This is a genomic window from Frateuria sp. GZRR33 (assembly GCF_051900425.1).
Classification (GTDB): Bacteria; Pseudomonadota; Gammaproteobacteria; order Xanthomonadales; family Rhodanobacteraceae; genus Frateuria_A.
On the sequence record NZ_JBHZGK010000002.1, the window covers coordinates 1 to 22181 of the forward strand.

At 67.7% G+C, this 22181-nt stretch carries 18 protein-coding genes; 15 read left to right on the top strand and 3 right to left on the bottom strand.

Annotated elements, in window-relative coordinates:
- The 7 genes from ACFWZU_RS02435 to ACFWZU_RS02465 all read left to right on the top strand — a co-directional run.
- The coding region (locus ACFWZU_RS02435; protein WP_439699822.1) for a UDP binding domain-containing protein at window positions 1–470 on the top strand (470 nt) is incomplete at its 5' end.
- Between the two features lie 142 nt (window positions 471–612).
- A complete protein-coding gene (locus ACFWZU_RS02440; RefSeq protein WP_439699823.1) occupies window positions 613–1830 on the top strand; it encodes a polysaccharide pyruvyl transferase family protein in 1218 nt (405 codons plus the stop codon).
- Window positions 1831–1844: 14 nt separating this feature from the next.
- Window positions 1845–2750, top strand: a complete 906-nt coding sequence (locus tag ACFWZU_RS02445; protein WP_439699824.1) for a glycosyltransferase family 2 protein — start codon at window positions 1845–1847, stop codon at window positions 2748–2750.
- 2 nt (window positions 2751–2752) lie between these two features.
- Window positions 2753–3811 carry an EpsG family protein gene (locus ACFWZU_RS02450; RefSeq protein ID WP_439699825.1) on the top strand — a complete coding sequence of 353 codons (1059 nt, stop codon included), beginning with the start codon at window positions 2753–2755 and terminating at the stop codon, window positions 3809–3811.
- Window positions 3812–3981: 170 nt separating this feature from the next.
- On the top strand, window positions 3982–5433 hold the full coding sequence (locus ACFWZU_RS02455; RefSeq protein WP_439699826.1) for an asparagine synthase-related protein: 1452 nt from the start codon (window positions 3982–3984) through the stop codon (window positions 5431–5433).
- Window positions 5430–6533, top strand: a complete 1104-nt coding sequence (locus tag ACFWZU_RS02460; protein WP_439699827.1) for a right-handed parallel beta-helix repeat-containing protein — start codon at window positions 5430–5432, stop codon at window positions 6531–6533. Before ACFWZU_RS02455 ends, ACFWZU_RS02460 begins: the two co-directional genes overlap by 4 nt.
- Before the next feature lie 44 nt (window positions 6534–6577).
- Window positions 6578–7747 (top strand): glycosyltransferase family 4 protein, encoded by a 1170-nt coding sequence (locus ACFWZU_RS02465; protein ID WP_439699828.1) that lies wholly within the window; start codon window positions 6578–6580, stop codon window positions 7745–7747.
- A 250-nt stretch (window positions 7748–7997) separates the two neighbouring features.
- Here ACFWZU_RS02465 and ACFWZU_RS02470 read toward each other — a convergent pair whose 3' ends face one another.
- Both ACFWZU_RS02470 and ACFWZU_RS02475 read right to left on the bottom strand, forming a co-directional pair.
- Window positions 7998–9152, bottom strand: a complete 1155-nt coding sequence (locus ACFWZU_RS02470; protein WP_439699829.1) for a right-handed parallel beta-helix repeat-containing protein — start codon at window positions 9150–9152, stop codon at window positions 7998–8000.
- 540 nt (window positions 9153–9692) lie between these two features.
- Window positions 9693–10847 carry a right-handed parallel beta-helix repeat-containing protein gene (locus ACFWZU_RS02475; protein WP_439699830.1) on the bottom strand — a complete coding sequence of 385 codons (1155 nt, stop codon included), beginning with the start codon at window positions 10845–10847 and terminating at the stop codon, window positions 9693–9695.
- A 468-nt stretch (window positions 10848–11315) separates the two neighbouring features.
- Here ACFWZU_RS02475 and ACFWZU_RS02480 point away from each other — a divergent pair, with 468 nt between their 5' ends.
- The 8 genes from ACFWZU_RS02480 (at window position 11316) to ACFWZU_RS02515 (ending at window position 20991) form a co-directional block, all read left to right on the top strand.
- The gene (locus tag ACFWZU_RS02480) at window positions 11316–12767 is read left to right on the top strand and encodes a tyrosinase family protein (RefSeq protein WP_439699831.1); all 1452 of its coding nucleotides are present in this window, start codon (window positions 11316–11318) and stop codon (window positions 12765–12767) included.
- Window positions 12768–13120: 353 nt separating this feature from the next.
- On the top strand, window positions 13121–14305 hold the full coding sequence (locus tag ACFWZU_RS02485; RefSeq protein WP_439699832.1) for a glycosyl hydrolase family 28-related protein: 1185 nt from the start codon (window positions 13121–13123) through the stop codon (window positions 14303–14305).
- A 222-nt stretch (window positions 14306–14527) separates the two neighbouring features.
- Window positions 14528–15325, top strand: a complete 798-nt coding sequence (locus ACFWZU_RS02490; RefSeq protein WP_439699833.1) for a glycosyltransferase family 2 protein — start codon at window positions 14528–14530, stop codon at window positions 15323–15325.
- Window positions 15326–15580: 255 nt separating this feature from the next.
- Window positions 15581–16276 (top strand): sulfotransferase family 2 domain-containing protein, encoded by a 696-nt coding sequence (locus ACFWZU_RS02495; RefSeq protein WP_439699834.1) that lies wholly within the window; start codon window positions 15581–15583, stop codon window positions 16274–16276.
- 389 nt (window positions 16277–16665) lie between these two features.
- Entirely contained in the window at window positions 16666–17658 is a 993-nt protein-coding gene (locus ACFWZU_RS02500) for a glycosyltransferase family 2 protein (RefSeq protein ID WP_439699835.1), read from the top strand.
- A gap of 122 nt (window positions 17659–17780) precedes the next feature.
- A complete protein-coding gene (locus ACFWZU_RS02505) occupies window positions 17781–19301 on the top strand; it encodes a lipopolysaccharide biosynthesis protein (protein ID WP_439699836.1) in 1521 nt (506 codons plus the stop codon).
- Window positions 19302–19344: 43 nt separating this feature from the next.
- Window positions 19345–20187 (top strand): hypothetical protein, encoded by an 843-nt coding sequence (locus ACFWZU_RS02510; protein ID WP_439699837.1) that lies wholly within the window; start codon window positions 19345–19347, stop codon window positions 20185–20187.
- Window positions 20188–20379: 192 nt separating this feature from the next.
- Complete coding sequence (locus tag ACFWZU_RS02515) at window positions 20380–20991, top strand: sulfotransferase family protein (protein WP_439699838.1); 612 nt, start codon at window positions 20380–20382, stop codon at window positions 20989–20991.
- 93 nt (window positions 20992–21084) lie between these two features.
- Here the strand turns inward: ACFWZU_RS02515 and ACFWZU_RS02520 are convergent, their stop codons facing one another.
- Window positions 21085–22035, bottom strand: a complete 951-nt coding sequence (locus tag ACFWZU_RS02520; RefSeq protein ID WP_439699839.1) for an ATP-grasp fold amidoligase family protein — start codon at window positions 22033–22035, stop codon at window positions 21085–21087.
- Window positions 22036–22181 lie beyond the last annotated feature (146 nt).

Consider the following 22181-nt stretch of genomic DNA (forward strand, 5'->3'; position numbering starts at 1 on the left):
TGATCGAGCGGCACTACGGCGGCGCGCTCAAGGGCAAGACCGTGGCGTTGTGGGGGCTGGCGTTCAAGCCCAACACCGACGACATGCGCGAGGCCTCCAGCCGCCGGCTGATGGAGATGCTGTGGGCGGCCGGCGCGAAGGCACGCGCGTTCGATCCGGAGGCGCGCGCGGAGACCACGCGCATCTACGGCGAGCGGGCGGACCTGACCTTGTGCGAGGACGCGTACGAGGCGCTGGAAGGTGCCGACGTGCTGGCGATCGTGACCGAGTGGAAGGCGTTCCGCGCGCCGGACTTCGCACGCATCCGTGGCGCGCTGAAGGATCCGGCGATCTTCGACGGGCGCAACCTGTACGACCCGGCGCAGGTGGAGGAAGCGGGGCTGGCCTATTACGGCATTGGCCGCGGACGTTCGCTCGCCTCGGTGCCGGTGCCGTCGGCGGCCGTGCTGCGGCCTGCAGCCACGGCCTGAGCCCGGGATCGCCCGTCGGCCGCGCGAATCGCGGCCGACAGGCGATGCCGCCGCGCGAAACGGCATCCGGACGCTGCCGCGCCGCCGCGGGCCCAGGTCATCCATCCGCCCCTCCATCGCACCCACACGCCAGGACGCTCCCGTGAAACGCTTCTACCTCTCCGGACAGCGCACGTTTCGCAACCGCGGTTGCGAGGCCATCGTGCGCAGTACGGTCGCCCTGCTGAAGGAACAATTCGGCGACGTCGAGGTGCTGGTGCCCTCGGTCAACATCGCGCGCGACAGTGCGCAGTGGCCGACTGCCGCCGAAGACGGGGTGCGCCTGGTGCGTGCCTACCTGCCGCCGCCGACCCGCTACTGGGTGCAGCTGCAAAGCCTGCCGCTGCCGCTGATCAAGCGCGCCGGCTGGCCGTTCCCGATGCCACGCTGGCTGCGTCGGCAGCTCGAGTCGGTCGATGCGGTCCTCGCCGTGGGTGGCGACAACTACTCGCTCGATTACCGCATCCCCTCGCCGATCATGAGCGTGGACGGCTGGGCCATGGACATGGGCAAGCCGGTGATGCTGTGGGGCGCCTCGGTCGGCCCGTTCGAGCGCGAGCCGGAGTTCGTCGAGCCGGTCACCCGCCACCTGGCGCGCATGCACTTCGTGGCCGCCGGCGAGTCGATGAGCCACGACTACCTGGTCCACAAGCTCGGCCTGCGCAACGTGATCCGCATGGCCGAACCCTCGTTCATGCTCGGCAAGGAGCCGGTCGACCTCGCGCCGTTCTGGCCAAGCGGGGAGGGCCACGTGCTGGGCCTCAACGTGAGCCGGCTGATCGAGCGCCACAAGCGCCAGGACAAGGACCTCTACGCCGAGCTGGCCGCGTTCATCCGCCACGCGGTGAAGGAATACCAGCTGGGCGTGCTGCTGATCCCGCACGCCGACCCGCTGCGCGAGGACCCGCGCGGCGGCGATGCGGCGTACATGGAACCGTTGCTGGCGCGGCTGGCCGACCTGGGCGACTCGGTCAAGATGATGCCCAACGACTTCAACGCGGTGCAGACCAAGTACGTCATCAGCTACCTGCGCTTCTTCATCGGCGCGCGCGCGCATCCGGTGATCTCGGCGCTGTCCAGCGGCGTGCCCACCGTGTCGATCGCCTACAGCGTCAAGGCCTGCGGCATCAACCGCGACATGTTCGGCAACCAGGAAATGGTGCTGCAGGCGCGCAACCTCTCCGCCACCACGCTGCGCGAGGCGCTCGAGCACATGGTGGCGCGCGAGGACACGCTGCGCAGCCTGCTCGAACAGCGCACCGCCGAATGGCAGGGCGCGGCACGCGCGGCCGCCGCACGCATCCACGACTGCCTGTGCTGATACCGGGAGCCCCCATGCAGACCCTGACCGCAGACAACCCCGCGCGCCCGATGCTCGCTCCCGACAGCAAGGTCGCGCCGGTGAGCGTGGTAGTGCCCTGCTACCGCTGCGTCGACACGATCGGCCCGGCGGTGGCCTCGGTCGCCGCGCAAAAGCTGCCGCCGGCCGAAGTGCTGCTGGTCGACGACTGCAGCGGTGACGGCACGCTCGAGCGCCTCTACCAGGTCGCCGCCGAATACCCGGACGGCTGGGTGCGCGTGTTCACGCTGCCGCGCAACGGCGGGCCCAGCGCGGCGCGCAACCGTGGCTGGGAGCAGGCACGCCAGCCGTACATCGCGTTCCTGGATGCCGACGACACCTGGCATCCGGAGAAGCTGGCCATCCAGATGGACGTGCTCGCGGGCGATCCGGGCATCGCCCTGCTGGCGCATGGCATGAACGTGCAGGCACGCACCGATCCGCCGCCCGCGTTCCGTCGTCCGGTCGCGGTACGCGTGTTGCCCAACCGCCTGCCGCTGCTGGGCAGCCCGTTCCCCACCGCCTCGATGGTGCTGCGTCGCGACCTGCCGTTCCGCTTCGACGAGCGCCGCCGCCGCGCGGAGGACTTCATGCTGTGGGCGCAGATCCTGCTCTCCGGCTACCGCTGCGCACGGATCGAGCCGGTGCTGGCGTCCTGGCACAAGCCGCCGTTCGGCGCCGGCGGCCTCAGTGGCGACATGGAGGCGATGTACGCCGCCGCGATCGACGTGCGCCGCGCACTCCACGAACAGGGCCTGATCGGCGGCACGCGGATGCGCGTGGCCGCCGTGCTGGGCGTGGTCCGCCACGCGCGCCGGCGCGTCATCACCTACGCGCGCCGGTTCTCGGCCGGCACGCGCCCCGCGGGCGCGCGCGCCACCCATGCCGACCAGGCGAGCTGACGATGAACTCCACGACCATGAACCAGACCGTCGCGCTGACCGACAGCCCCACCAACACCAATGCCCGCATCGTGCTCGGACTGATGCTGGTGGCGGCGGTCATCGTCTTCGTCGACTTCGCGGTGGCCACCCGCGGCAACATCGGCACCGACACGTCGGTCTATGCCAGCTTCTACGAGAGCCTGATCCACCACGGCGAAGTGGAAAGCCGGTTCGAGCCGGTCTTCTACTACCTGAGCGTGGCCCTGGCCGCCACCGGGATGAGCTTCACCGCCTACGAGGGCATGATGTTCCTCGTGATGATGGGCACCGCCCTGGTGGCGACCCGCCGCTACCACGCGTTCCTGGAGAGCGAGACCGCCTACACCACCTTCCTGGCCGCCTCGCTGCTGTTCCTGTTCATCTCGCCGGTGATGTCCAACGCGACGATCAACGTCATGCGCCAGGGCCTCTCCTCGCTGCTGGTGTTCACCGCGCTGCTGGCGTTCTACCAGCGCCAGTGGCGCGCGTTCATCCTGTGGGGGCTGCTGGCGACCGGGTTCCATTATTCGGCGTTGCTGTATCTGTTCTTCGCGCCGGTACTGCTGCTCAACACCAAGCTGCTGCGCGTGGCCGGCATCCTGGCGTTCCTGGCGTACTGCAGCGGCGTGACCATGGTGCTGGTGCGCGCGATCGTGCCCAGCGTCTACACCATGGTGATGGCCTATGACGCCAGCGCCTCGTACAAGGCGGGCGTGCGCCTGGACTTCGCGGTGTTCTCGCTGTTCTGGTACGTGCTGCCGTGGGTGATCGCGCCGCTGGTGCGCGAGCCGGTGCGCGAGCGCATCAACCAGAGCACCGCCGTCTACCTGGTGTTGATGCTGCCGTTCTTCGCGGTGGGCTGGGGCAACTTCTCCAACCGCTACCTGTTGCCGGCGTGGCTGTCGGTGTCGCTGATCCTGGCGGCGATCTGCTGCGACAGCCGCTTCTCGCCACTGCGCAACCCGGTCGTGCTGCGCATGGGGCTGGTCGGCGCCGCCGGCGTGTTCTGTTACTACGTGACCCACGGTGTCGTGCTGTGACCGGCGCCCGCGATCGCCGGGCGCAGCCACGCCGCGGTTCACCCGTCGCCTGCACCGCGCTTGCTATCAGTAGCCCCGCGGGCCCGCACCGCGCGCTGCCGTAGCAGACAGCGATGCCCTCGCCAGTCATCCAACGCCCGCCCGAGGCGTCTGTAAAGGAAGTCACCATCATGTCGACCGCCACCGCCGTGCAGGATGCCGATCCCCGCATCAAGCTCCAGGCCTCGCCTTACCGGTACGACGCGGACTTCGCGCCGCTGTCGGGGGCCGGCGGCAGGCCGCTCGATCCGGTGTCCATTGCCGACGTGCTGCGCAACGCCTTCGTCTATCCGCCACACACGATCTATCGCGACGTGAGGGTAGCGGTGATCGGCTTCGATCCCGGGCTCGACCTGCATGCGGCCCCCGAATACCGCTTCCCCTTCCGCTCGTCGCCAGCGCCCCGGCGCCCCAGCGAACAGGCGGCGGACGAGGACGCGCTGCTCAGGACTTACCACCGCCTGCTGTGCGAGGCGGTCACCCGCTCCACGGCCGGCATGCACGTGCCCTGGATGCTGCAGAGCGGCGGCAAGGATTCCAGCTCGCTGGCCATCGCCGTGGCCGAGGCGCGGCCGGACACCACCTGCCTGACCTACCTGGGCGGGCGCGAGGAGGACGAGGTCGAGTCCGCGCGCGCCGTCGCGCGCCAGCTCGGCCTTCGCCACGAGGCGCTGGTGTGCGATCCGGGTCGCGCCTATGACCGCTACCTTGCGATGGTGCCGCGCCTGCCGCTGCTGTCGGCCGATTTCGCGATGCTCTCCTACGCCGACCTGACTACCGAGATCGCCGGGTCCGGCGGCGACGGGGTGATCGACGGGCTCGGTTCGGACATCTATTTCGGCACGCCGGTGGACGCGCGCAAGAGCACGCTGTTCCGCATGGCCAGGGATCTGCCGGTACCGGCGAAGCTGTTCGAGGCCGGTCCGGTCAGCCGCAGCTTCGTCGCCTGTTTCGTGCTGGCCACGCTGGGCATGGACCCGTTCGAGCGCTACTTCCCCGGCTCGCGCTTCAGCGATGCCGAAGTCGACCGCCTGCTCGGACGACCGGCGGCGGCGCAGTCGCGCCAACGCCTGCGCGTGTTCCAGGAAGAACTGGCCAACGCCCGCACCATCGAGGCGCGCAAGCGCGTCACGCTGGCCATCGTCGAGGCGGGCGCGGGCTTCCCCAAGGGGCAGTACACCACCAGCGCGCTCGGCCTGCGCCAGGCCTATCCCTTCTGCGACGCGCAACTGGCCGAGTGGGTCTACCGCGAGGTGCCCGACGCGTTGCTGATCGACCGCGAGGGCCACAACAAGCCGCTGGTGCGCAAGCACATCGCGCGCCGCTTCGGCGAGCTGCCGTACGTGCGTGCCAAGGGCTGCTTCCGTTTCGACCTGTGCGGGCTGGCCGCGGAGCGCTTCGAGCAGGTGCACGCGTTCGCCGTCGAAGCGCGTGACCTCGTCCCCGGCGCCGCCCGCTGGCTGGAGGACTATCGCGGCCGCATGGGCAACAAGTTCTTCGCTTCCAAGTTCTACCTGCTGGCGGTCGTGCTGCCGTGGCTGCTCAGCCGCGCCGACGCGCCGGCGCAGGGGCCGGACGCATGAGCGGCGGCGACGCCAACGCGCGCCGCCTGTTCCTGCAGCGCGCCCTGGCGCTGGGGGCCGCCACGCTGCTGCCGGCGCTGCCGCGCATGGCCACCGCAGCGGCCGCAGCCAACCAGATCGACGTGCGCTCCAAGGGCGCGCGCGGCGACGGCAAGGCCGACGACACCGGCGCCATCCAGGCCGCGATCGACGCCATCGCGGCCACCGGCGGCACCGTGCGCGTGCCGGCGGGCAACTACATGATCGACGCCGGGCGCGCGATCAGCCTGCGCTCGAACGTGCGGCTGGAAATGGCGCCCGACGCGCAGCTCACGGCGTTGCCCAACACGCTCAAGCGCTATCACGTGATCCGCGTGTGGCGGGCGAGCAACGTGCAGATCATCGGCGGGCGCGTGGTCGGCGAGCGCGGCCAGCATCGCGGCGACAAGGGCGAGTGGGGCTACGGCATCAACATCCAGGCCTCGCACAACGTGCTGGTCGACGGCACCCGCATCTCCGATTGCTGGGGCGACGGCATGTGGATCGGCGCGTTCGGCCGCGGCGCCAAGGCCGACATCTCCACCGACGTCACCGTGCAGAACGTGGTGAGTACCAACAACCGCCGCCAGGGCCTGTCGCTGGGCCCGTGCCAGCGGGTGCGAATCCTCAACAGCACCTTCAGCAACACCCACGGCACCAAGCCGCAGTCAGGCATCGACCTGGAACCGATGGGGCAGGGCGACGTCAGCGACGTGCTGATCGAAGGTTGCACGCTGACCGGCAACAAGGGCTGCGGCGTGGAGATCCACCACAACGTGTCCGGCGTGGTGATCCGCCGCTGCACGATTCGCGACAACAGCGGCTACGGCGTGCTGGCCGCGCAGATGAACGACCTGTGGGTGGACGACAACGTCATCACCGACAACGGCATGAACGGGGTCAAGCTCGCCGGCCAGACCAGCGACGTGAAGGTCACCGACAACACCTTGACCTCCAACAGCGCGCATTCGCTGCGCCGCGCCCTCAAGTCCATGGTCTCCGGCGGAAGCGGCGCGCACCCGGCGCAGCTGCACATTGGCGACAAGACGTCCAACGTGCACGTGTCGGGCAACCGGTTCTAGCGCACCACGCGCCCAGGAGCGCAACAGCAAGGGAATCCAAGCACATGAAATTCATCTTCTACGCCAACACCGACTGGTATCTGTACAACTTCCGCCTGTCCACCGCGCAGCGGCTGCAGGCGGACGGCCACGAGGTGGTGATGCTCTCGCCGCCGGGCCCGTTCGGCGGGCGTTTCGCCGCACGCGGGTTCCGCTGGGTCACATTGCCGATGGACCGCGCCAGCCTCAATCCGCTGCGCGAGGCGGTGACGCTCAAGCACCTGGTGCGCGTTCTGCGTCGCGAGAAGCCGGACCTGCTGCACAACTTCACCGTCAAGTGCGCGGTCTACGGCGGCGCCGCCGCGCGCATCGCCGGCGTGCCGGCCACCGTCAACGCGGTGGCGGGCATGGGTTACGTGTTCACCAGCAACGACCTCAAGGCGCGCTGCCTGCGCCCGATGGTGCAGGCGCTGATGCGCGGCACGCTCGACCATCGCCGCTCGCTGCTGGTGCTGCAGAACCCGGACGACGCGGCGATCTTCCACCGCTCGCGGCTGGTCGCGCGCGAGCGCATCCACGTGATCCGCAGTTCCGGGGTGGACACCTCGCGGTTCCGGCCCAGCTCGATGTCCGGCCGCGACGGCCGCCTGCGCGTGCTGCTCGCCGCGCGCCTGCTGTGGGAAAAGGGCATCGGCGAATACGTCGAGGCGGCCCGCCAGCTCAAGGCGCAGGGGCGCGACGTCGAGTTCGTGCTGGCCGGCGCCCCCGATCCGGGCAACCCCCGCTCGGTGAGCGACGAGCAGGTTGAGCGGTGGGCGGAGGAAGGCGTGATCACCTGGCTGGGCCACGTCGAGGACATGCCCGCATTGCTGTCCACCATCGATGTGATGGCGCTGCCCAGCTACTACCGCGAGGGCGTCCCCAAGAGCCTGATCGAAGGCGCCGCGGCAGGCCTGGCACTGATCACTACCGACCAGCCCGGGTGCCGCGAGGTGGTCACCCGGCACGGCATGGACGGCTTGGTGGTGCCCCCGCGCAATGCCTCCGCGCTGGCGGCGCTGGTCGCACGCCTCGACGACGACCGCGAGCTGCTGGCGCGGCTGGGTGCGAAGGCGCGCGAGAAGGCGGTGGGCGAGTTCGACGAGCGCGCGGTGATCCAGCGCACGCTCGACGTCTACGAGCGCCTGCTGGGCACGGACCTGCCCGGCGGTTCGCTGGCCGGCTCGGCCTCGTAGGGCGCGACGCTTCCGCTACCGACGTCGGGCGCCAGTCGCAAGGCCTTGCACCGATGCAAGGCCTCGTCTTCTGCGCCAGCCAAGGTTCTCTGTGGAGCGCACCCGTGTGCGACCGCCGCGCACGCGACAAAAGCCGAAGCTGCCCGTGGTCCTTCTTCTGCACGCAAACGAAAGCGCCGGGGGCAGCATGGCTGCCCCGGCGCGAGGTCGTGCGTTCACGCGACAGCCTGGCGGCTGCCAGTGACGCGGGTTACTTCCGCTTGGGCGAAAGCGTGTTGTTGGACTGCGTGATCGCGTACGACTTCTTGCTGAGCTGGATGTCGCGGCTGGTGCCGCCACCGGCGCTGCTGGCCGACATGTAGCGGGTGCTGTTGTACTGCAGCTTGTTGTTGCGGATGGTCACGTTGTGGGTCTTGGCGCTCATGCGCAGGCCCGCCAGGCCGTTCTTGGTGGCGTGGTTGCCGTTGAAGTCCATATGGTGGGCGTTGATCGACATCACGCCGAAACCGCGGTTGCCGGCGAACGTGTTGCCGGCAAAGGTCACGTTGGATACGTGCGCGTGCATTTCGATGCCGTTGCCGTTGTTGCCGGAAACCACGTTGTTCTGCAGGCGAACGGTGTCCACCGGACCCTGCTCCTGCGGCTCGAAGTCGATGCCGGCCTCGGGCAGCGTGCCCTTGGTGTCCTTGAAGGTGCTGTTGACGATGTAGAGGTGCTGCACCGGACCGATCGACAGGCCCTGGCGGCGGTTGTGCGAGGAGGTGACGTTGTTGATCGTCACATAGTTGGAGCGGTCCAGGCGGCTGTTCTTGCCGGTGGCGCCGATCCACATGCCGTCGCCCCAGAATTCAGAAAGCTTCACGTTGCGCACCAGCACGTGGTCGGAGCCGGAGATGTTGATGCCGTAGCCCCACTCGCCGCGGTTGCCCTTGTGCCTGGCCCGGTCGCCGGTGATCTTGCCGCCAACGATTTCGACGTTGCTGACGTTGAAGACCTTCACGACGTGGTACCGGCTGGCGCCGTTGGGGATGACCCGCAGCTCGGCGCTGGGATCGAGCTTGAGGCGCGTATGGGAATGCAGCTTGAGCGCCTTGGTCGCATCGATCATGTAGCGGCCGGCCGGCACGAAGACGGTGCCGCCGCTATTGGGCAGCGAGTCGATCGCCTTCTGGATGGCGGCGGTGTCGTTATGCGAACCGTTGCCGCGCGCGCCGAAGTTCTTGACGTTGACGGTGCGCGAACCGATCGAGATGTTGGGGGTGGCGTCCCACCAGGAAGCAGCAGCAGCAGGAAGTGCCACGGCAGACAGTGCCAGCGAAGCGGCAACCACCAGGGGCTTTGCGTAGAACGAGCGCTTGGCGGTGGCCGGCTTGGCCGAGGACTGGGTGTCGTGCAAATGCATCATCAGGTTTTGACCCTCTCGTCACGTGGAAGTGACACGCACCATGCAGGACCTTCACGCGGGCTAACAAGCTCGACCATTGGGCTCTATTCATGAAAATTCGGGCAAGCGCCGCCGGGGCCACAGGGGACGTGTGGCTGGCTCGTAAGCATTTCGTTTAATGAGCGCGATCAATGGGTTAAAAGTGAACGCCGGGAAGGGCCCATCGACCGCAGACGACACAATCGGGCGACCGACGTCACACCTTGCGGTCGTGCGCTGTTGCCGGGGCTTGCAGACGCATTCTTGACGTGGAGCTTGGCCTTCGCGCCGACCCCAGGCGCGATCCTCGCTATGACGACCGCACCCGCGGTCCGCGAAGGCCTCTCTGTAGGAGCGCACCTGTGCGCGACCGTGGGTTCGCCGCTCCGGGCGGTCGCGCACAGGTGCGCTCCTACAAGGGGCGGGCACGGTGTGGACGGTCTGGAGGGCGACAGGGCAAAAAAACGCCGGGCATCGCTGCCCGGCGTTGGTCGTGAGGCGAAGGCCGTGTCCGGCCGATGCTCAGTTGGGGGTCAGCTGGTTGCCCGAGATGGTGTTGGCGTAGGTGTTCTGGCCAATCTTGATGTCGCGGTTGTCCGCGCCGCCGGAGCGGGTGGGCGACATGTAGTGAGTGCTGTTGTACTGCAGCTTGTTGCCCTTCACCGACGAGTGGTGCGTCTTGCCGCTCAGGCCGACGCCGGCCAGACCGTTGCGCGTGGCGTAGTTGTTGGCGATGGTGAGGTAGGGCGCGCTGATCGCCAGCATGCCGAAGCCGTCGTTACCGCTGAGCGTGTTGCCGGTGATGGTGATCTGCGAAATGTTGTAGTGCAGCTCGATGCCGTTGCCCGCATTGCCGGAGAATGTGTTGTTCTCCAGGCGGATGGTGTCGGCCGGGCCCTGGTCCTGCGGCTCGATGTCGATGCCGGCCTCGGGCAGCGTGCCCTGGGTGTTCTTGAAGGTGCTGTTGACGATGTAGACGTGCTGCGCCGGGCCGATCGACAGGCCCTGGCGACGGTTGTGCGAGGAAGTGACGTTGTTGACGGTGACGTAATTGGAGCGGGTCAGCTTGCCGCCGGACTTGACGGCGCCGATCCACATGCCGTCACCCCAGAACTCAGACAGGTTGACGTTGCGCACCAGCACATTGCTCGAACCGGAGATGTTGATGCCGTAGCCCCACTCGCCGGTACTGCCCTTGTGCTGGGCACGGTCGCCGGTCATCTTGCCGCCCACGATCTCGACGTTGTTGACCTCGAAGACCTTGACCACCCAGTAGCGGCTGGCGCTGTTCGGGATGACCTTCAGCTCGGCACTCGGATCGAGCTGCAGGCGCGTATGCGAGTGCAGGGTGAGCGGCTTGAGCGCGTTGATCATGTAGCGGCCGGCCGGGACGACGACCGTGCCGCCGCTGCTCGGCAGCGAATTGATGGCGGACTGGATGGCAGCGGTGTCGTCGTGCGAACCGTTGCCCAGTGCGCCCTTGTTCTTCACGTTCACGCTCGCCGAACCGATCGAGATGTTCGGGCTGGCGTCCCACCAGTTGGATGCGGCAGCAGGGAGTGCCACGGCAGACAGCGTCAGCGAAGCGATAGCGATCATCAGGGATTTTTTCATGGAGAAATTCCGCTTGGTGGTGCCCGGCTTGGCCGAGGACTGGGTGTCGTGTTGATAGGTCATCAGGAGGTTGACTCGCTCGTCACATGGAAGCGACGTGGAAGATGCAAGTCCTTCACGGGGCTAACAAGCTCGACCATTGGCTTCGGTTCATGGAAGTCGAGCGGGCCCGTGCGGCCCGGACCCTTGGCGCGCAAGGGCTGCCGGGCGATCTGCCTGCTCGGGGGCGCTCGTGTGATTGGATGGGCAGCGGCATCGATGGGCGGCCCGTGAAGAGCCGTCGCGCCGTGGACCAGGCACACGCCCCCCTGATGCGGATGTATGCAAGGAGGGGGCACTTCCTAGACCCCCGATTGACGTGCCTCGCTATTCACTGAATAGGTGCCTAGGACGGCACCTCCACAGCGGCTTCCCGGATCACTGTAGCCGCGCCGAACATTGCATCTCTGCGTTGAGGTCTCGTCCCCACATCCGTGCCGGGCAATCCGGGCGCGTTGATCCACGAGACTCGCTTGCCCCATGGAGGACACCATGATTTCAAGAAGGCGTTTTCTTCAATCGTCCGCTTCCCTTGCGCTGCTGCCGCTGGTGCCGGGCGTGGTCAGGTCCGCCGACACCGTCGTGCGCACCCGGCCCAGCTGGCAGACGTTCTGCACCGGGCCGCTGTACGAGCCCTTCGTCAACGCCATCGGCGCAATGCGCGCCAACCGCGGCACGACGACGCCCGCGAACTGGGGCTACTGGGTGGACGTCCATGTCAACTTCTGCCCCCACCACAGCCCGTACTTCCTCGCCTGGCACCGTGGCCTGCTTTACCGTTTCGAGGAGAACCTTCGCGCCGTCTCCGGCATTCCCGACATGGTGTTGCCGTACTGGGACTACTACAGCCACCCGCAGATCCCGCCGGAGTTCCTGGACACATCCTCGCCACTGTGGCGCAAGGAACGCACCGGCGCCGACGTTACCGAGGCGCTCAGCCTGGATCCTTTCGCCGACGACGTGATCAACTTCCAGCGCGGCAGCGGCAACGCCTTCGAGTCGAAGCTCGAAACCGCCCCGCACAACCCGGTCCACAACCTTATCGGCGGGGCGATGGGCGATGTGGCGATTTCGCCCCGCGATCCACTGTTCTGGGTCCACCACGCCAACATCGACCGGCTTTGGCTGGCCTGGTTCGAAGCGGGCAACGGGCGTCACATGCCGCGGGCGTATCAGAACTACTGGGACGGCTCGTTCCAGTACGGCGACGCCGTCGACCAGGTGCCGCGCGTCTGGGCGAGGAACCCATCCCGGTACATGTTCTACGTGTACGAGAACGAGAGCATGCCGACGGCGCTGCCACCCTCCGAGCCGCCGCCGAGCACGTCCACCGCGACCGCGAGCGCGACCACGCTGTCTTCCTTCCGGTCGCCGGGCACGGCCCCGTTGCGGCCTGCGACCGTGCAATCGACCCCGCTCGGGGTATCCCAGTCGCTGGTGCTGGACGAACATTCGATCACCGTCGACGTGGCACTGACCACGCAGGACGCCGGCCAGGTGCGCTCGCTGCTGCTGCAACCGAAGACCGTGCAGGCGGACGCGTCGGCCGATCCCCTGCGGCTGGTGCTCGATGGCGTGCAGCTGACCGCGCTGGGCGCCAGGGGCGGGTACTTCTACAAGGTCTTCGTCAACCTGCCCCGGCAGGCGGGCGTGAACCAGCCCGAACGCAGCTACCTGCTGGGCATGCTGGGGTCCTTCGAGATCGGCGTGGCGCAGATGCAGGCGGCCATGCAGGGCAAGGGGATGCAGGGAATGAAGGGGATGCCGGCGGCGACGGGCAAGCCGGTGCGCTTCGTGTTCCCGCTGAGCGAGGCCTTGCGTGACGTGTGGCCCACGGATCTGGACACGCTCAGCATTTCCTTCGTGCGCGCGAACGGTCGCAGCAAGCCGAACAAGGGGCACACCATCCATATCAAATCGCTGAGCGTCGAGGCCGGCAACTAGCCGCAATCGCAAGGCGGACAACCAGGGCGCCGTAGCAATACGGCGCCCTTTTTTCGTACATGCCGTCGCACCCGGTCCCGGCGGCTTTCTTTCGGCTGTCGCCAACGCGCCTGCGCGGTGACATGGGGAACAGGCAGCGGCCTGGCCGCATGCCCTTCACCCCTTGTGTGACGGGGTTCTCGCCTGTCACGACAGGCTTCTGCACGTTTTCTAGACATTTTGCCAACGTGGTCATGAATCGATCACTCGGGCCCTCCTGTCGAGCTTGCTTGGGTACGTGACGATCGCGCATTTTTTGCGTGAGCTTCGCGTGATGAAGCCCTCCCGACAAAACGCCCGAGATCCCGCCGATCATGAACACCTCCGTTGAGAATCAGAAGCTTGCCGCGTCCGCCCGCACCGCCGTCGCCGCGACGCGCTTCGTGAAGAAGCCGTTGATGCTGGCCTTCGCCGCGCTGGCCCTTTCCGCCGTCGCCGCGCCGTCGTTCGCCGCCGACTGGTGGACCGCCATGCCCAAGCCGGTCATCGGCAAGACCATGACCGTCGACGTGCGTACCAAGGGCGCCCTGGGCGACGGCGTGCATGACGACACCGCCGCCATCCAGGCCGCGGTCGATGCGCTGCCCGCCACCGGCGGTACGGTGTTCGTCCCGGCCGGCCACTACATGGTCAATGCCAGCAAGCCGATCAAGCTGCGCTCGCACACCCGCCTGCTGATGGACCCGGCTGCCACGCTGGAGGTGATCCCGACCAGCGCCAGCCGCTACATGGTCATCCAGATCTACAACGCGACCGACGTGCGCGTGGTCGGCGGCAACCTCATCGGCGACCGCGCCAGGCACCTGGGCGACACCGGCGAGTGGGGCTACGGCATTAACGTCACCGCCGCCACCAACGTGGTCCTGAAGAACATCAACCTCTCCAACTTCTGGGGCGACGGCGTGTGGATCGGCGCCAAGGACGTCAACAAGGTCCACGTGCGTTCGGACTACGTGACCGTCGACGGCATCGTGTCGAGCAACAACCGCCGCCAGGGCCTGTCGATCGGCCCGTCGCAGCACGTGTACATCGTCAACAGCACCTTCCAGGGCACCAACGGCACGCTGCCGGAAGCCGGCATCGACATCGAGCCGATGACCGAAGGCGAGACCAACGCCATCCGCCTGGAGAACAACACGTTCGCCGACAACCACGGCAATGGCATCGAGCTGCACGCCAACATCTCCGACATCGCCATCGTCGGCAACACCATGAAGGGCAACTACGGTTTCGGCGTGATGGGCATCGGTGCCCCGGGCGTCACGGTCACCGGCAACTTCATGACCGAGAACGGCCTGGCGGGCGTACGCCCCAGCGGCACTTCGCACGACTGGCTGATCACCGGCAACACGCTCAAGTACAACAGCACCCGCTACATGTCCGCGACCAAGGAAGGCGGTTCGCTGAGCCGCGACATCCAGTTCAGCAAGGGCTGCTACAACATCACCGTGTACAGCAACCTCTACTCGAACGCGAAGTACAACTCCTACACCCGCTAAGCATCACCGGCTGGGTACTCCCGGGGCAGCCTCTGGCTGCCCCTTTTTTTTGAATCGCCCGCCTGACCCCTTCATTGACGATGCATTGATCCGGACCGGCCGATCCTAGGTCGTTAAATTTCCGCACGGTCGAGGTCGGTCATGAACAAGGGGCATGAAGCTCAAGCCGTCCTGGAGGGGAACGCCCGGGCCCGGGTGACGCCTCCGAGGGCGCTTGCGCCGGTGAGCGTGGTCGTCCCGTGCTACCGCTGCGCGGAAACCATCGACGATGCGGTGGCCTCGATCGCCGCCCAGACGTTGCGGCCGGCGGAAGTGCTGTTGGTGGAGGACGCCAGCGGCGACGGCACCCTCGACGCCCTGCATCGCGTCGCCGCGGCCTATGGCACCGACTGGATCCGGGTGATCGCGCTGCCTGCCAACCGCGGGCCCTCGCACGCGCGCAATACCGGCTGGCAGCAGGCGCAGCAGCCCTACATCGCCTTTCTCGATGCCGACGACAGCTGGGGCCCGCGCAAGCTGGAACTGCAGATGGCCGCGCTGGAGGCCGACCCCGAGATCGCGCTCATCGCCCACCAGATGCTGGTGCGGCCACGCGGCACGGTACTGCCGCCGCCGCAGGTGCCCGCCGGCGTGGACATCGTGGGGCGCGGAACCCTGCTGGTGCGCAATCCCTTCCCGACCGCCTCGGTGGTCCTGCGGCGCGATCTTCCGTTCCGCTTCGACGAGGAATTCCGCCGCTCCGAGGATTACCTGCTGTGGTCCCAGATCGTGCTGTCGGGCTACCGCTGCGCCAAGATCGACCAGGTGCTGGCGATATGGAACCGGCGCGAGAACGGCGAGGTGGGCCTGAGCGACGACTTCGACGCGATCCACCGCGGTCGGCGCGACCTGCGCCGCAAGCTGGTGCGCCAGGGGCTGCTCAGCCGGCATGAATACGTGTTCGCCAGCACCATCGGCCTGGTCAACAAGATGCGGCGCACCGTCGTGCGCGGCCTGCGCCGCCGCCACGCTCCCGCCTGAGCGGGCGGGAAGAGGCCGACGCTCGCGGGCTCGCTTCGCGAACAACTCCGACGCCGCACCGCCGGGCATCGCGGTCCGTGCCGTCGCCGGCTGGCCGTGGGATGCCGACCGGAGCTGAGTGGTGACGGCACGAAAGCGCGCGATGCAGACGCTTCCTCCACGTTCCTGTCGAAAGAATGTACGGGCCTTGCCGCGCGCCTGCAGGAGACTGCGGGACGTGGCATTCACTCCTGCGGGCCAGTTAGGAAGACTGCCATGATCGTTTCCCACAAGCACAAGTTCATCTTTCTCAAGACGAACAAGACGGCCGGCACGTCGATCGAGATCGCGCTGTCCAAGTTCTGCGGTCCGGACGACATCATCACCCCGATCTCCCCCGTGGACGAGGAAACCCGGCAGTCGCTGGGCTACCGGGGGCCGCAGCACCACCTCGCCCCCTGGTACGAGTACGGGCTTCGCGACGTCGCCGAGCTGGTGTTCAAGGGCAAGCGCCGGTCGCGCTTCTACAACCACATGACCGGCCGGGAAGTACGCGACTTCGTCGGCCCGGAGGTGTGGAACAGCTATTTCAAGTTCTGTTTCGAGCGCAACCCCTACGATCGCCTGATTTCCTATTACCACTGGGCCCACCGGTCTGCATCCTCCCAGCTGCCCTTGTCCCGCTTCATCCGCACCCCGCGGGCGATGATGCTCAAGAAGCGCGGCTACGAGGTGTACACGCTGGACGGCAAGGTGGCGGTCGATCGCATCTGCCGCTTCGAGTCGATCAACGAGGAACTCGAGGAGGTGCGCAGGATCATCGGGCTGCCCGAACCGCTGGAGCTCCCCCATACCAAGGTGAGGAAGCGCAGCGACGCACGCGGCTATCGCGAGGTGCTTGGCGAGGAAGAGCGCGACTGGGTCGACCGCACCTTCGGCGACGAGATGCGCTTGCTCGGTTATCACTACTGAGGAGACATCGGCGCCCTCTCCCCGACGGAGAGAGAGGCAGGCCAGGGGGCGCCGCACCGCACGTCCCGCCCTTTCTCTCCCCGTTGCGCGCCGGGGTGACGCGCCGATGCGCAGGCGCGCCGTGCGGCTATCGCGGGCCCCGTTTCCGGACAACCGCCCTCCGCGGGAGCCCCGACCCTTCACCCAGCCCTCTTGCCGCAGCGCTGTAGGCCTGGCCCTCCCGCCTGCTTGCGGTTCTTGAACGGCGATTTCACGGCAAAACCTCAATCATCCGGCGGGCGAAACAGGTCGCGCGGACGCCCCTGCGGGGCGCGTCCGCAGGCGCCGCGCCTGCCGCTTGCGAAAGCGCGGACCGGCCTGCATCCGAACGACTTGAAGGGCTTGGCTAGATGGATCCGATCGACCGCAAGCATGGCAACAGTCCCGAGGCGAGCATGAACCTCAGCGTGGTGGTTCCCGCTTACCGCTCGGAGCGCTGGGTCGAGCGCACGATCCGCTCCGCGATCGCCGAGGGCGTTGCCGAACGCAATGTCATCGTGGTCGAGGATGGCGTGCTCGACGGCACCGGCGAGGTGGTCCAGGCCACCGGCGCGCGGCTGTTCTCGCTGCAGCAGAACGGCGGCGCGCCACACGCGCGCAACCTGGGCCTGGCCCAGGTCGAGACCGAATACGTGATGTTCCTGGACGCGGACGACTACGTCGAGAACGGCCTGCTCACCGGCCTGGTCGAGGCGCTCGAGCGTGAGCGCGCGGACGTGGCGATCGGCCCCTGGGTGTACGACGGCGAGGGCCGCGAGCGCGGCATGCTGAGGCAGCCGCCGGCGCTGGACAACGGCGAGCGCATCTTCCACTGGGTCATGCACGCGTTCTTCCCGCCCTGCTGTATCGCCTGGCGCACCGACGCGATCCGCTCGATCGGCGCCTGGGACGAACGGCTGCGCAAGGACCAGGACGGCGAGTTGATGATCCGCGGGCTGATCCGCGGCCTGAAGGTGGCGATCTCCAGCCAGGGCAACGGCGTCTACTGGCAGCACAACTCGCCCCACCGCGTGACCAAGGCGCAGATCAAGGACGTGATGTACGCGGCCGACGTGGTGTTCGAGCAGATCGAGGGCTGGGTGCGCTCGCGGCTGGCCAGCGGCGCGGGCGAGGACCAGCGGTTTGCGCTCGGACGGTTCTGCTGCAAGACCGCCTGGGTCGCCTACGCCTACGGCGACAGCGCCTCGGGGGCGCGATGGAGTGCCAAGGCGCGTGAGTTCGGCTTCCACAACCGTGGCTACAACGCGCGCAGCGCGTTGCTGGCCTCCTTCCTGGGCACCCGGATCGCTTCGCGCGTGAAGGCCAGCACCAGTTCGGTCTACCGGCGTATCGCGCAGCGATAGGAGCCCCGATGCCGCGCAACGGCGACCCTCCGGCACGGGACCGCCGCTATACGGCCGGTTCACGCCATTCCCTCCAACGTTCGCGGCCCCGACCCACGGTCGAGCCCGCCTCCGATCCGACCATGACCGACACGCACGTCAGCGCCGCCCGCCATCCCCTGTTCGAGACCGAGCACCTGCAGCGGGACCTGCGCAAGCGCAGTGTCCGGGGCGCGGCGGTGACCATCTCCAGCCAGGCGGCGCGCCTGCTGCTGCAGGTCGGCGGCATGGCGGTGCTGGCACGGCTGCTGTTGCCGTCGGACTTCGGCGTCTATGGCAAGACCATCGCGCTGACCGGTTTCATCACGACCATCCAGACGGGCGGGCTGTCGCTGGCGACGGTGCAGCAGGCCGAGATCAACCACGGCCAGGTCAGCACGCTGTTCTGGCTCAATGCACTACTGGGGCTCACCGCGGCCGGGCTGGTCGCCGCGCTCAGTCCCGCGATGGCGTGGTTCTACAACGACCCGCGCGTGCTGGCCCTCGGACTGGCCATGGCCGGCGTAGTGCTGATCAGCAGCCTGGGCGTGCAGCACCGCGCCTTGCTGCAGCGGCAGATGCGCTTCATGCAGAAGGTCAGCGGCGATCTGGTCGCGCTGATTGCCGGGTTCGCGGCCGCGGTCGTCAGCGCCTGGATGGGCGCCGGCTACTGGGCGTTCGTCATCCAGCAATACACGATGGCGCTGGTCACGCTGGTGATGCTCTACGGTTTCTGCCGCTGGGTGCCGGGCCTGCCGCGCCGCGGCAGCGGCGTGCGGCCGATGGTCAAGCTCGGCGCCAACCAGAGCGCGTCGAGCATCCTGAACTTCGCCAACCGCAACGTGGACAACGTGCTGATCGGCCGCTACATCTCCGATGCCGCCCTGGGCTTCTACACGCTGGCCTACCGCATGCTGTTGCTGCCGATCCAGCAGATCAACGCACCGCTCTCGTCGGTCATGCTGCCGGCGCTGAGCCGGTTGCAGCACCAGCCGAAACGGTTCTGCCGGTTCTACTACCGGGCGCTGGGCGCGATCGTGTTCGTCGGCATGCCCATCGTGTGCTTCCTGCAGGTGGATGCAAGGCAGGTCATCGAGCTGGCGCTGGGGCCGAAGTGGTTGCCCACCGTGCCGCTGTTCCAGGCGCTGGGCATCGCCGCCTTCATCGGCACCTTCAACATCGCCGGCAACTGGGTCTACAGCTCGCTGGGCCGGACCGACCGGCGGCTGTTCTGGCAGGGCATCTCCACGCCGATCACCGTGGCGGCGTTCTTCATCGGCTTGCCGTGGGGCGCGCTCGGCATCGCGCTGTCCTTCAGCGCCACCCGCGTACTGCTCGTGGTGCCCTGGCTGCACAACGCCTACCGCGGGACGCCGGTGGACCTGTGGACGACCGCCAAGACGCTGGCACGGCCGGCCGCCACCTCGATCGGCGCGGCGCTGGTGCTGTGGGGCATCCACTCCACCACGGGTGAATGGCCCGCGCGTTGGGTGTTCCTGGACGCGCTGATCTACGGTGGCCTGTATTTCGGTGCGTGGATGATCGATCCGTCCGGGCGGGCGCACATGCGCGACCTCATGTCGGTGCTCGAGGAGTTGCGCTCGCGCAAGCGCGGCGACCAGTAGTCCATGGCAGACCGTTGCGCGAGCAACGGACAAGGAGGACACCATGCAGGGAACATGGTCGAGCGTGTCGCGTCCGCTGCGGCGGGCGGGGGCCGATCTCATCCGCTATTGCCGCCATCGCACCGCTTCGGTCTTCCCGCGGCCGGTGATTTTCGGCGGCAGCCCCAAGTCGGGCACCACCGCCATCGCAGCGCTGCTGGCCGAGGCGACCGGCCTGTCGCTCAGCAGCGATCCCTTCTGGCGCGTGCTGCGCAGCGACGGTGACGGTTACCTGCTGCCCGACGTGCTGGAAGGCAGCCTTCAGCTCGATGCGTTCGTGCGCCGGTACCCGGCGTACTTCTCCGCGCGGATCGTGAAGGATCCAGACTTTGCGTTCCTGTACCGCGAGCTGCAGCAGGTGTTCCCCGAGTCGCCGCAGGTCTTCATCGTGCGCGACCCGCGGGAAAACATCCGCGGCATCCTCGACCGGCTGCACATGCGTGGCGACCTCGAGCACCTGGGGCCGGCCGAGCACCGTACGCTCGAGCGTGAAGGCGGCTGGCGCGCGATCCTGGATGGTCGCGGCCTGGGCCTGGACGGGCGCGCGAATTACATCGGCCGGCTCGCCCAGCGCTGGGCGCGCGGCGTCGATGCGTACTTCGCCGCGGGCACGCCGGTGCACCTGGTGCGCTACGAGGATTTCCTCGAGGACCGCGCCGGGTTCATCGCCGACCTGGCCGACCTGCTCGGCCTGGAGCCCAGGGGCGACGTCCGCCAGAAGCTGGCCCGGCGGCCCGGCCATCATGGCCACCGGAGCCTTTCGACCGAGGCGTTTTTCGGCAGGCGGAACCTGTCGATCATCGAGCGCACCTGCGGCGGACACATGGCGAAGTTCGGCTACGCCTGATCCGGCAGGCGAGGCAGGAAGCGCGGCCATTCACCCGCTGGCGACGGCCCCGATGGCAACGTCTGCTGCGTTGCGGCCGCGGTCCAGGGAACTGCCGGCGGCCGCGGCGAACCACGGGCAACGACGGGCCAACCGGTAGCCGTCGCCCACAACCACCGCGCGTACCCGGTACCGCACACAAGGAGATCCCAGGTGACGGCCAAAGTTTTCTGCATCGGCTTCCACAAGACCGGAACCACCAGCCTCGCCGAGGCCCTGCAAGTGCTCGGCTATCGGGTGACCGGGCCGAACGGCGTGCGGGACCCGGACATCGCCAGCAACGTCCGCACGATGGCGTGGGAGCTGGTCCAGAAGTACGACGCGTTCCAGGACAACCCGTGGCCGATCCTCTACAAGGAGATCGACGCGCGTTACCCGGGCAGCAAGTTCGTGCTGACCGTGCGCAGCACCGAGTCGTGGATGCGCAGCCAGCTCAAGCACTTCGGCGAGCGCGAGACGGCGATGCGCAAGTGGATCTACGGTGACACCCACGGCTGCCCGCAAGGCAACGAGGAGGTCTACATCCGCCGCTACGAGACGCACAACCGCGACGTGCTGGAGTACTTCCGCGATCGTCCGGACGACCTGCTGGTGATGGAGCTGGCCAAGGGCGACGGTTGGGAAAAGCTCGCGCCGTTCCTGGGCAAGCCGATGCCGGCGATACCGTTCCCGCATGCGAACAAGGCCGGCGACCGCGCGCTCGTCAAGAAGATCCTGAAAAAGGGCAAGGCGCAGCTCGCCCACATGGGCGTGCACGTCGCCTGACGACACGCCGGCGCCGCGGACGCGCCGCGGCGCCGGCGACAAGCTGGCCATCCATGGCACCGTTCCCGCCCGGCGGGGACGGTGCCTTGCGTTTCAGGACCGCGTGGTTTCCGGCTTGGCCGATGGCCGGGCCCTGGCGGCCGGCTGTGCACCGGCTGCCGACAGATCCTCCGGCCAGCCGAACCGGTCGCCCAGCGACCTGTCCCAGTGCTTCGGCGTGAAGACGTAGGTGCCGGCACCCGGCGTGACGGTCAGCTCGCCTACGTAGACCTTGCCCTGGTGAAGGTAGAAGTCCACCCGCAGGTAGCCGAACGGCTGCGCGAGCTTCTTGGCCAGGGCCAGCATCTCGGCCAGCGCCGGCGGCTTCTCCGTCGTGCCGGTGCTGGGCCGCAACAGGGGAAGGTCCATCTCGAAGGGTGCCGGCGACCAGTCCTCCAGGTAGAGCTGCTGCTCGAGGTCGCGGAAGCGGCCATGCATGTGCTGGATGAAGACGAAGCACTCGCGCCCGGGCGCGTTGAACACGTTGAACTTGTAGTCGTCCGGCGCGTTGCCGCCCTCCAGCAGCGGCTTTTCGAACAGGATCCTCGGAGGGATCGCCAGGTAGTGCTTCTCGCGGCTGCGCGTGGCCGCACCTTCGGCAAGCCAGCCGTTCGCGAGGGCGGCCAGCTGGGCGGGGTCTTCCTGGCTCTTGTCGCGGACGATCCTGATCTGCCCGAAGCCGTTGCTCGTCTTCATCACGAACGAGGCGGGCAGCGCATCGAAGGTGTCCGGCGTCACCCGGTCACAGATCAGATAGGCAGGCACCACGTACTCGGGGCCGACCCTGCGGGCGACGTACTCCCTGACCGCGACCTTGTCCGCCAGCGTGGTGAACACCGGCTCCGGATAGCGCATCCGGTGGAAGATCTTTTCCGAAAAGCGCCTGGGATTGCGGAAATTGCAGAACCGCCCGTGCGTCTGCAGGGACTTGTACTGGTAGAACCCGGCGTCGGGAAGCGAATTGAACAGGCGCTTGATGGCCTTCTTGGGCGCGAGGATCTTCATGACGCTCTCTCTTCCTGTCCTTCCGGAAAGCCGTCCGCGGACGGTACGCAAGGCTGGTTTCGTGTCATCCGGCGACGCGCCTGTCCGGGCCGGAACCGCCACCCGGAAGCCGTGGGGTGGCGCTATTTCGAGCTCTGGAACCGTCA

Bases quoted from the DNA above. Each gene is read 5' to 3' on its own strand.
- ACFWZU_RS02455 (WP_439699826.1), top strand. From the start codon at position 3,982: ATGTCGACCGCCACCGCCGTGCAGGATGCCGATCCCCGCATCAAGCTC.
- ACFWZU_RS02445 (WP_439699824.1), top strand. From the start codon at position 1,845: ATGCAGACCCTGACCGCAGACAACCCCGCGCGCCCGATGCTCGCTCCC.
- ACFWZU_RS02470 (WP_439699829.1), bottom strand. From the start codon at position 9,152: ATGATGCATTTGCACGACACCCAGTCCTCGGCCAAGCCGGCCACCGCC.
- ACFWZU_RS02460 (WP_439699827.1), top strand. From the start codon at position 5,430: ATGAGCGGCGGCGACGCCAACGCGCGCCGCCTGTTCCTGCAGCGCGCC.
- ACFWZU_RS02485 (WP_439699832.1), top strand. From the start codon at position 13,121: ATGAACACCTCCGTTGAGAATCAGAAGCTTGCCGCGTCCGCCCGCACC.
- ACFWZU_RS02475 (WP_439699830.1), bottom strand. From the start codon at position 10,847: ATGACCTATCAACACGACACCCAGTCCTCGGCCAAGCCGGGCACCACC.
- ACFWZU_RS02520 (WP_439699839.1), bottom strand. From the start codon at position 22,035: ATGAAGATCCTCGCGCCCAAGAAGGCCATCAAGCGCCTGTTCAATTCG.
- ACFWZU_RS02500 (WP_439699835.1), top strand. From the start codon at position 16,666: ATGGATCCGATCGACCGCAAGCATGGCAACAGTCCCGAGGCGAGCATG.
- ACFWZU_RS02495 (WP_439699834.1), top strand. From the start codon at position 15,581: ATGATCGTTTCCCACAAGCACAAGTTCATCTTTCTCAAGACGAACAAG.
- ACFWZU_RS02480 (WP_439699831.1), top strand. From the start codon at position 11,316: ATGATTTCAAGAAGGCGTTTTCTTCAATCGTCCGCTTCCCTTGCGCTG.
- ACFWZU_RS02465 (WP_439699828.1), top strand. From the start codon at position 6,578: ATGAAATTCATCTTCTACGCCAACACCGACTGGTATCTGTACAACTTC.
- ACFWZU_RS02505 (WP_439699836.1), top strand. From the start codon at position 17,781: ATGACCGACACGCACGTCAGCGCCGCCCGCCATCCCCTGTTCGAGACC.
- ACFWZU_RS02450 (WP_439699825.1), top strand. From the start codon at position 2,753: ATGAACTCCACGACCATGAACCAGACCGTCGCGCTGACCGACAGCCCC.
- ACFWZU_RS02510 (WP_439699837.1), top strand. From the start codon at position 19,345: ATGCAGGGAACATGGTCGAGCGTGTCGCGTCCGCTGCGGCGGGCGGGG.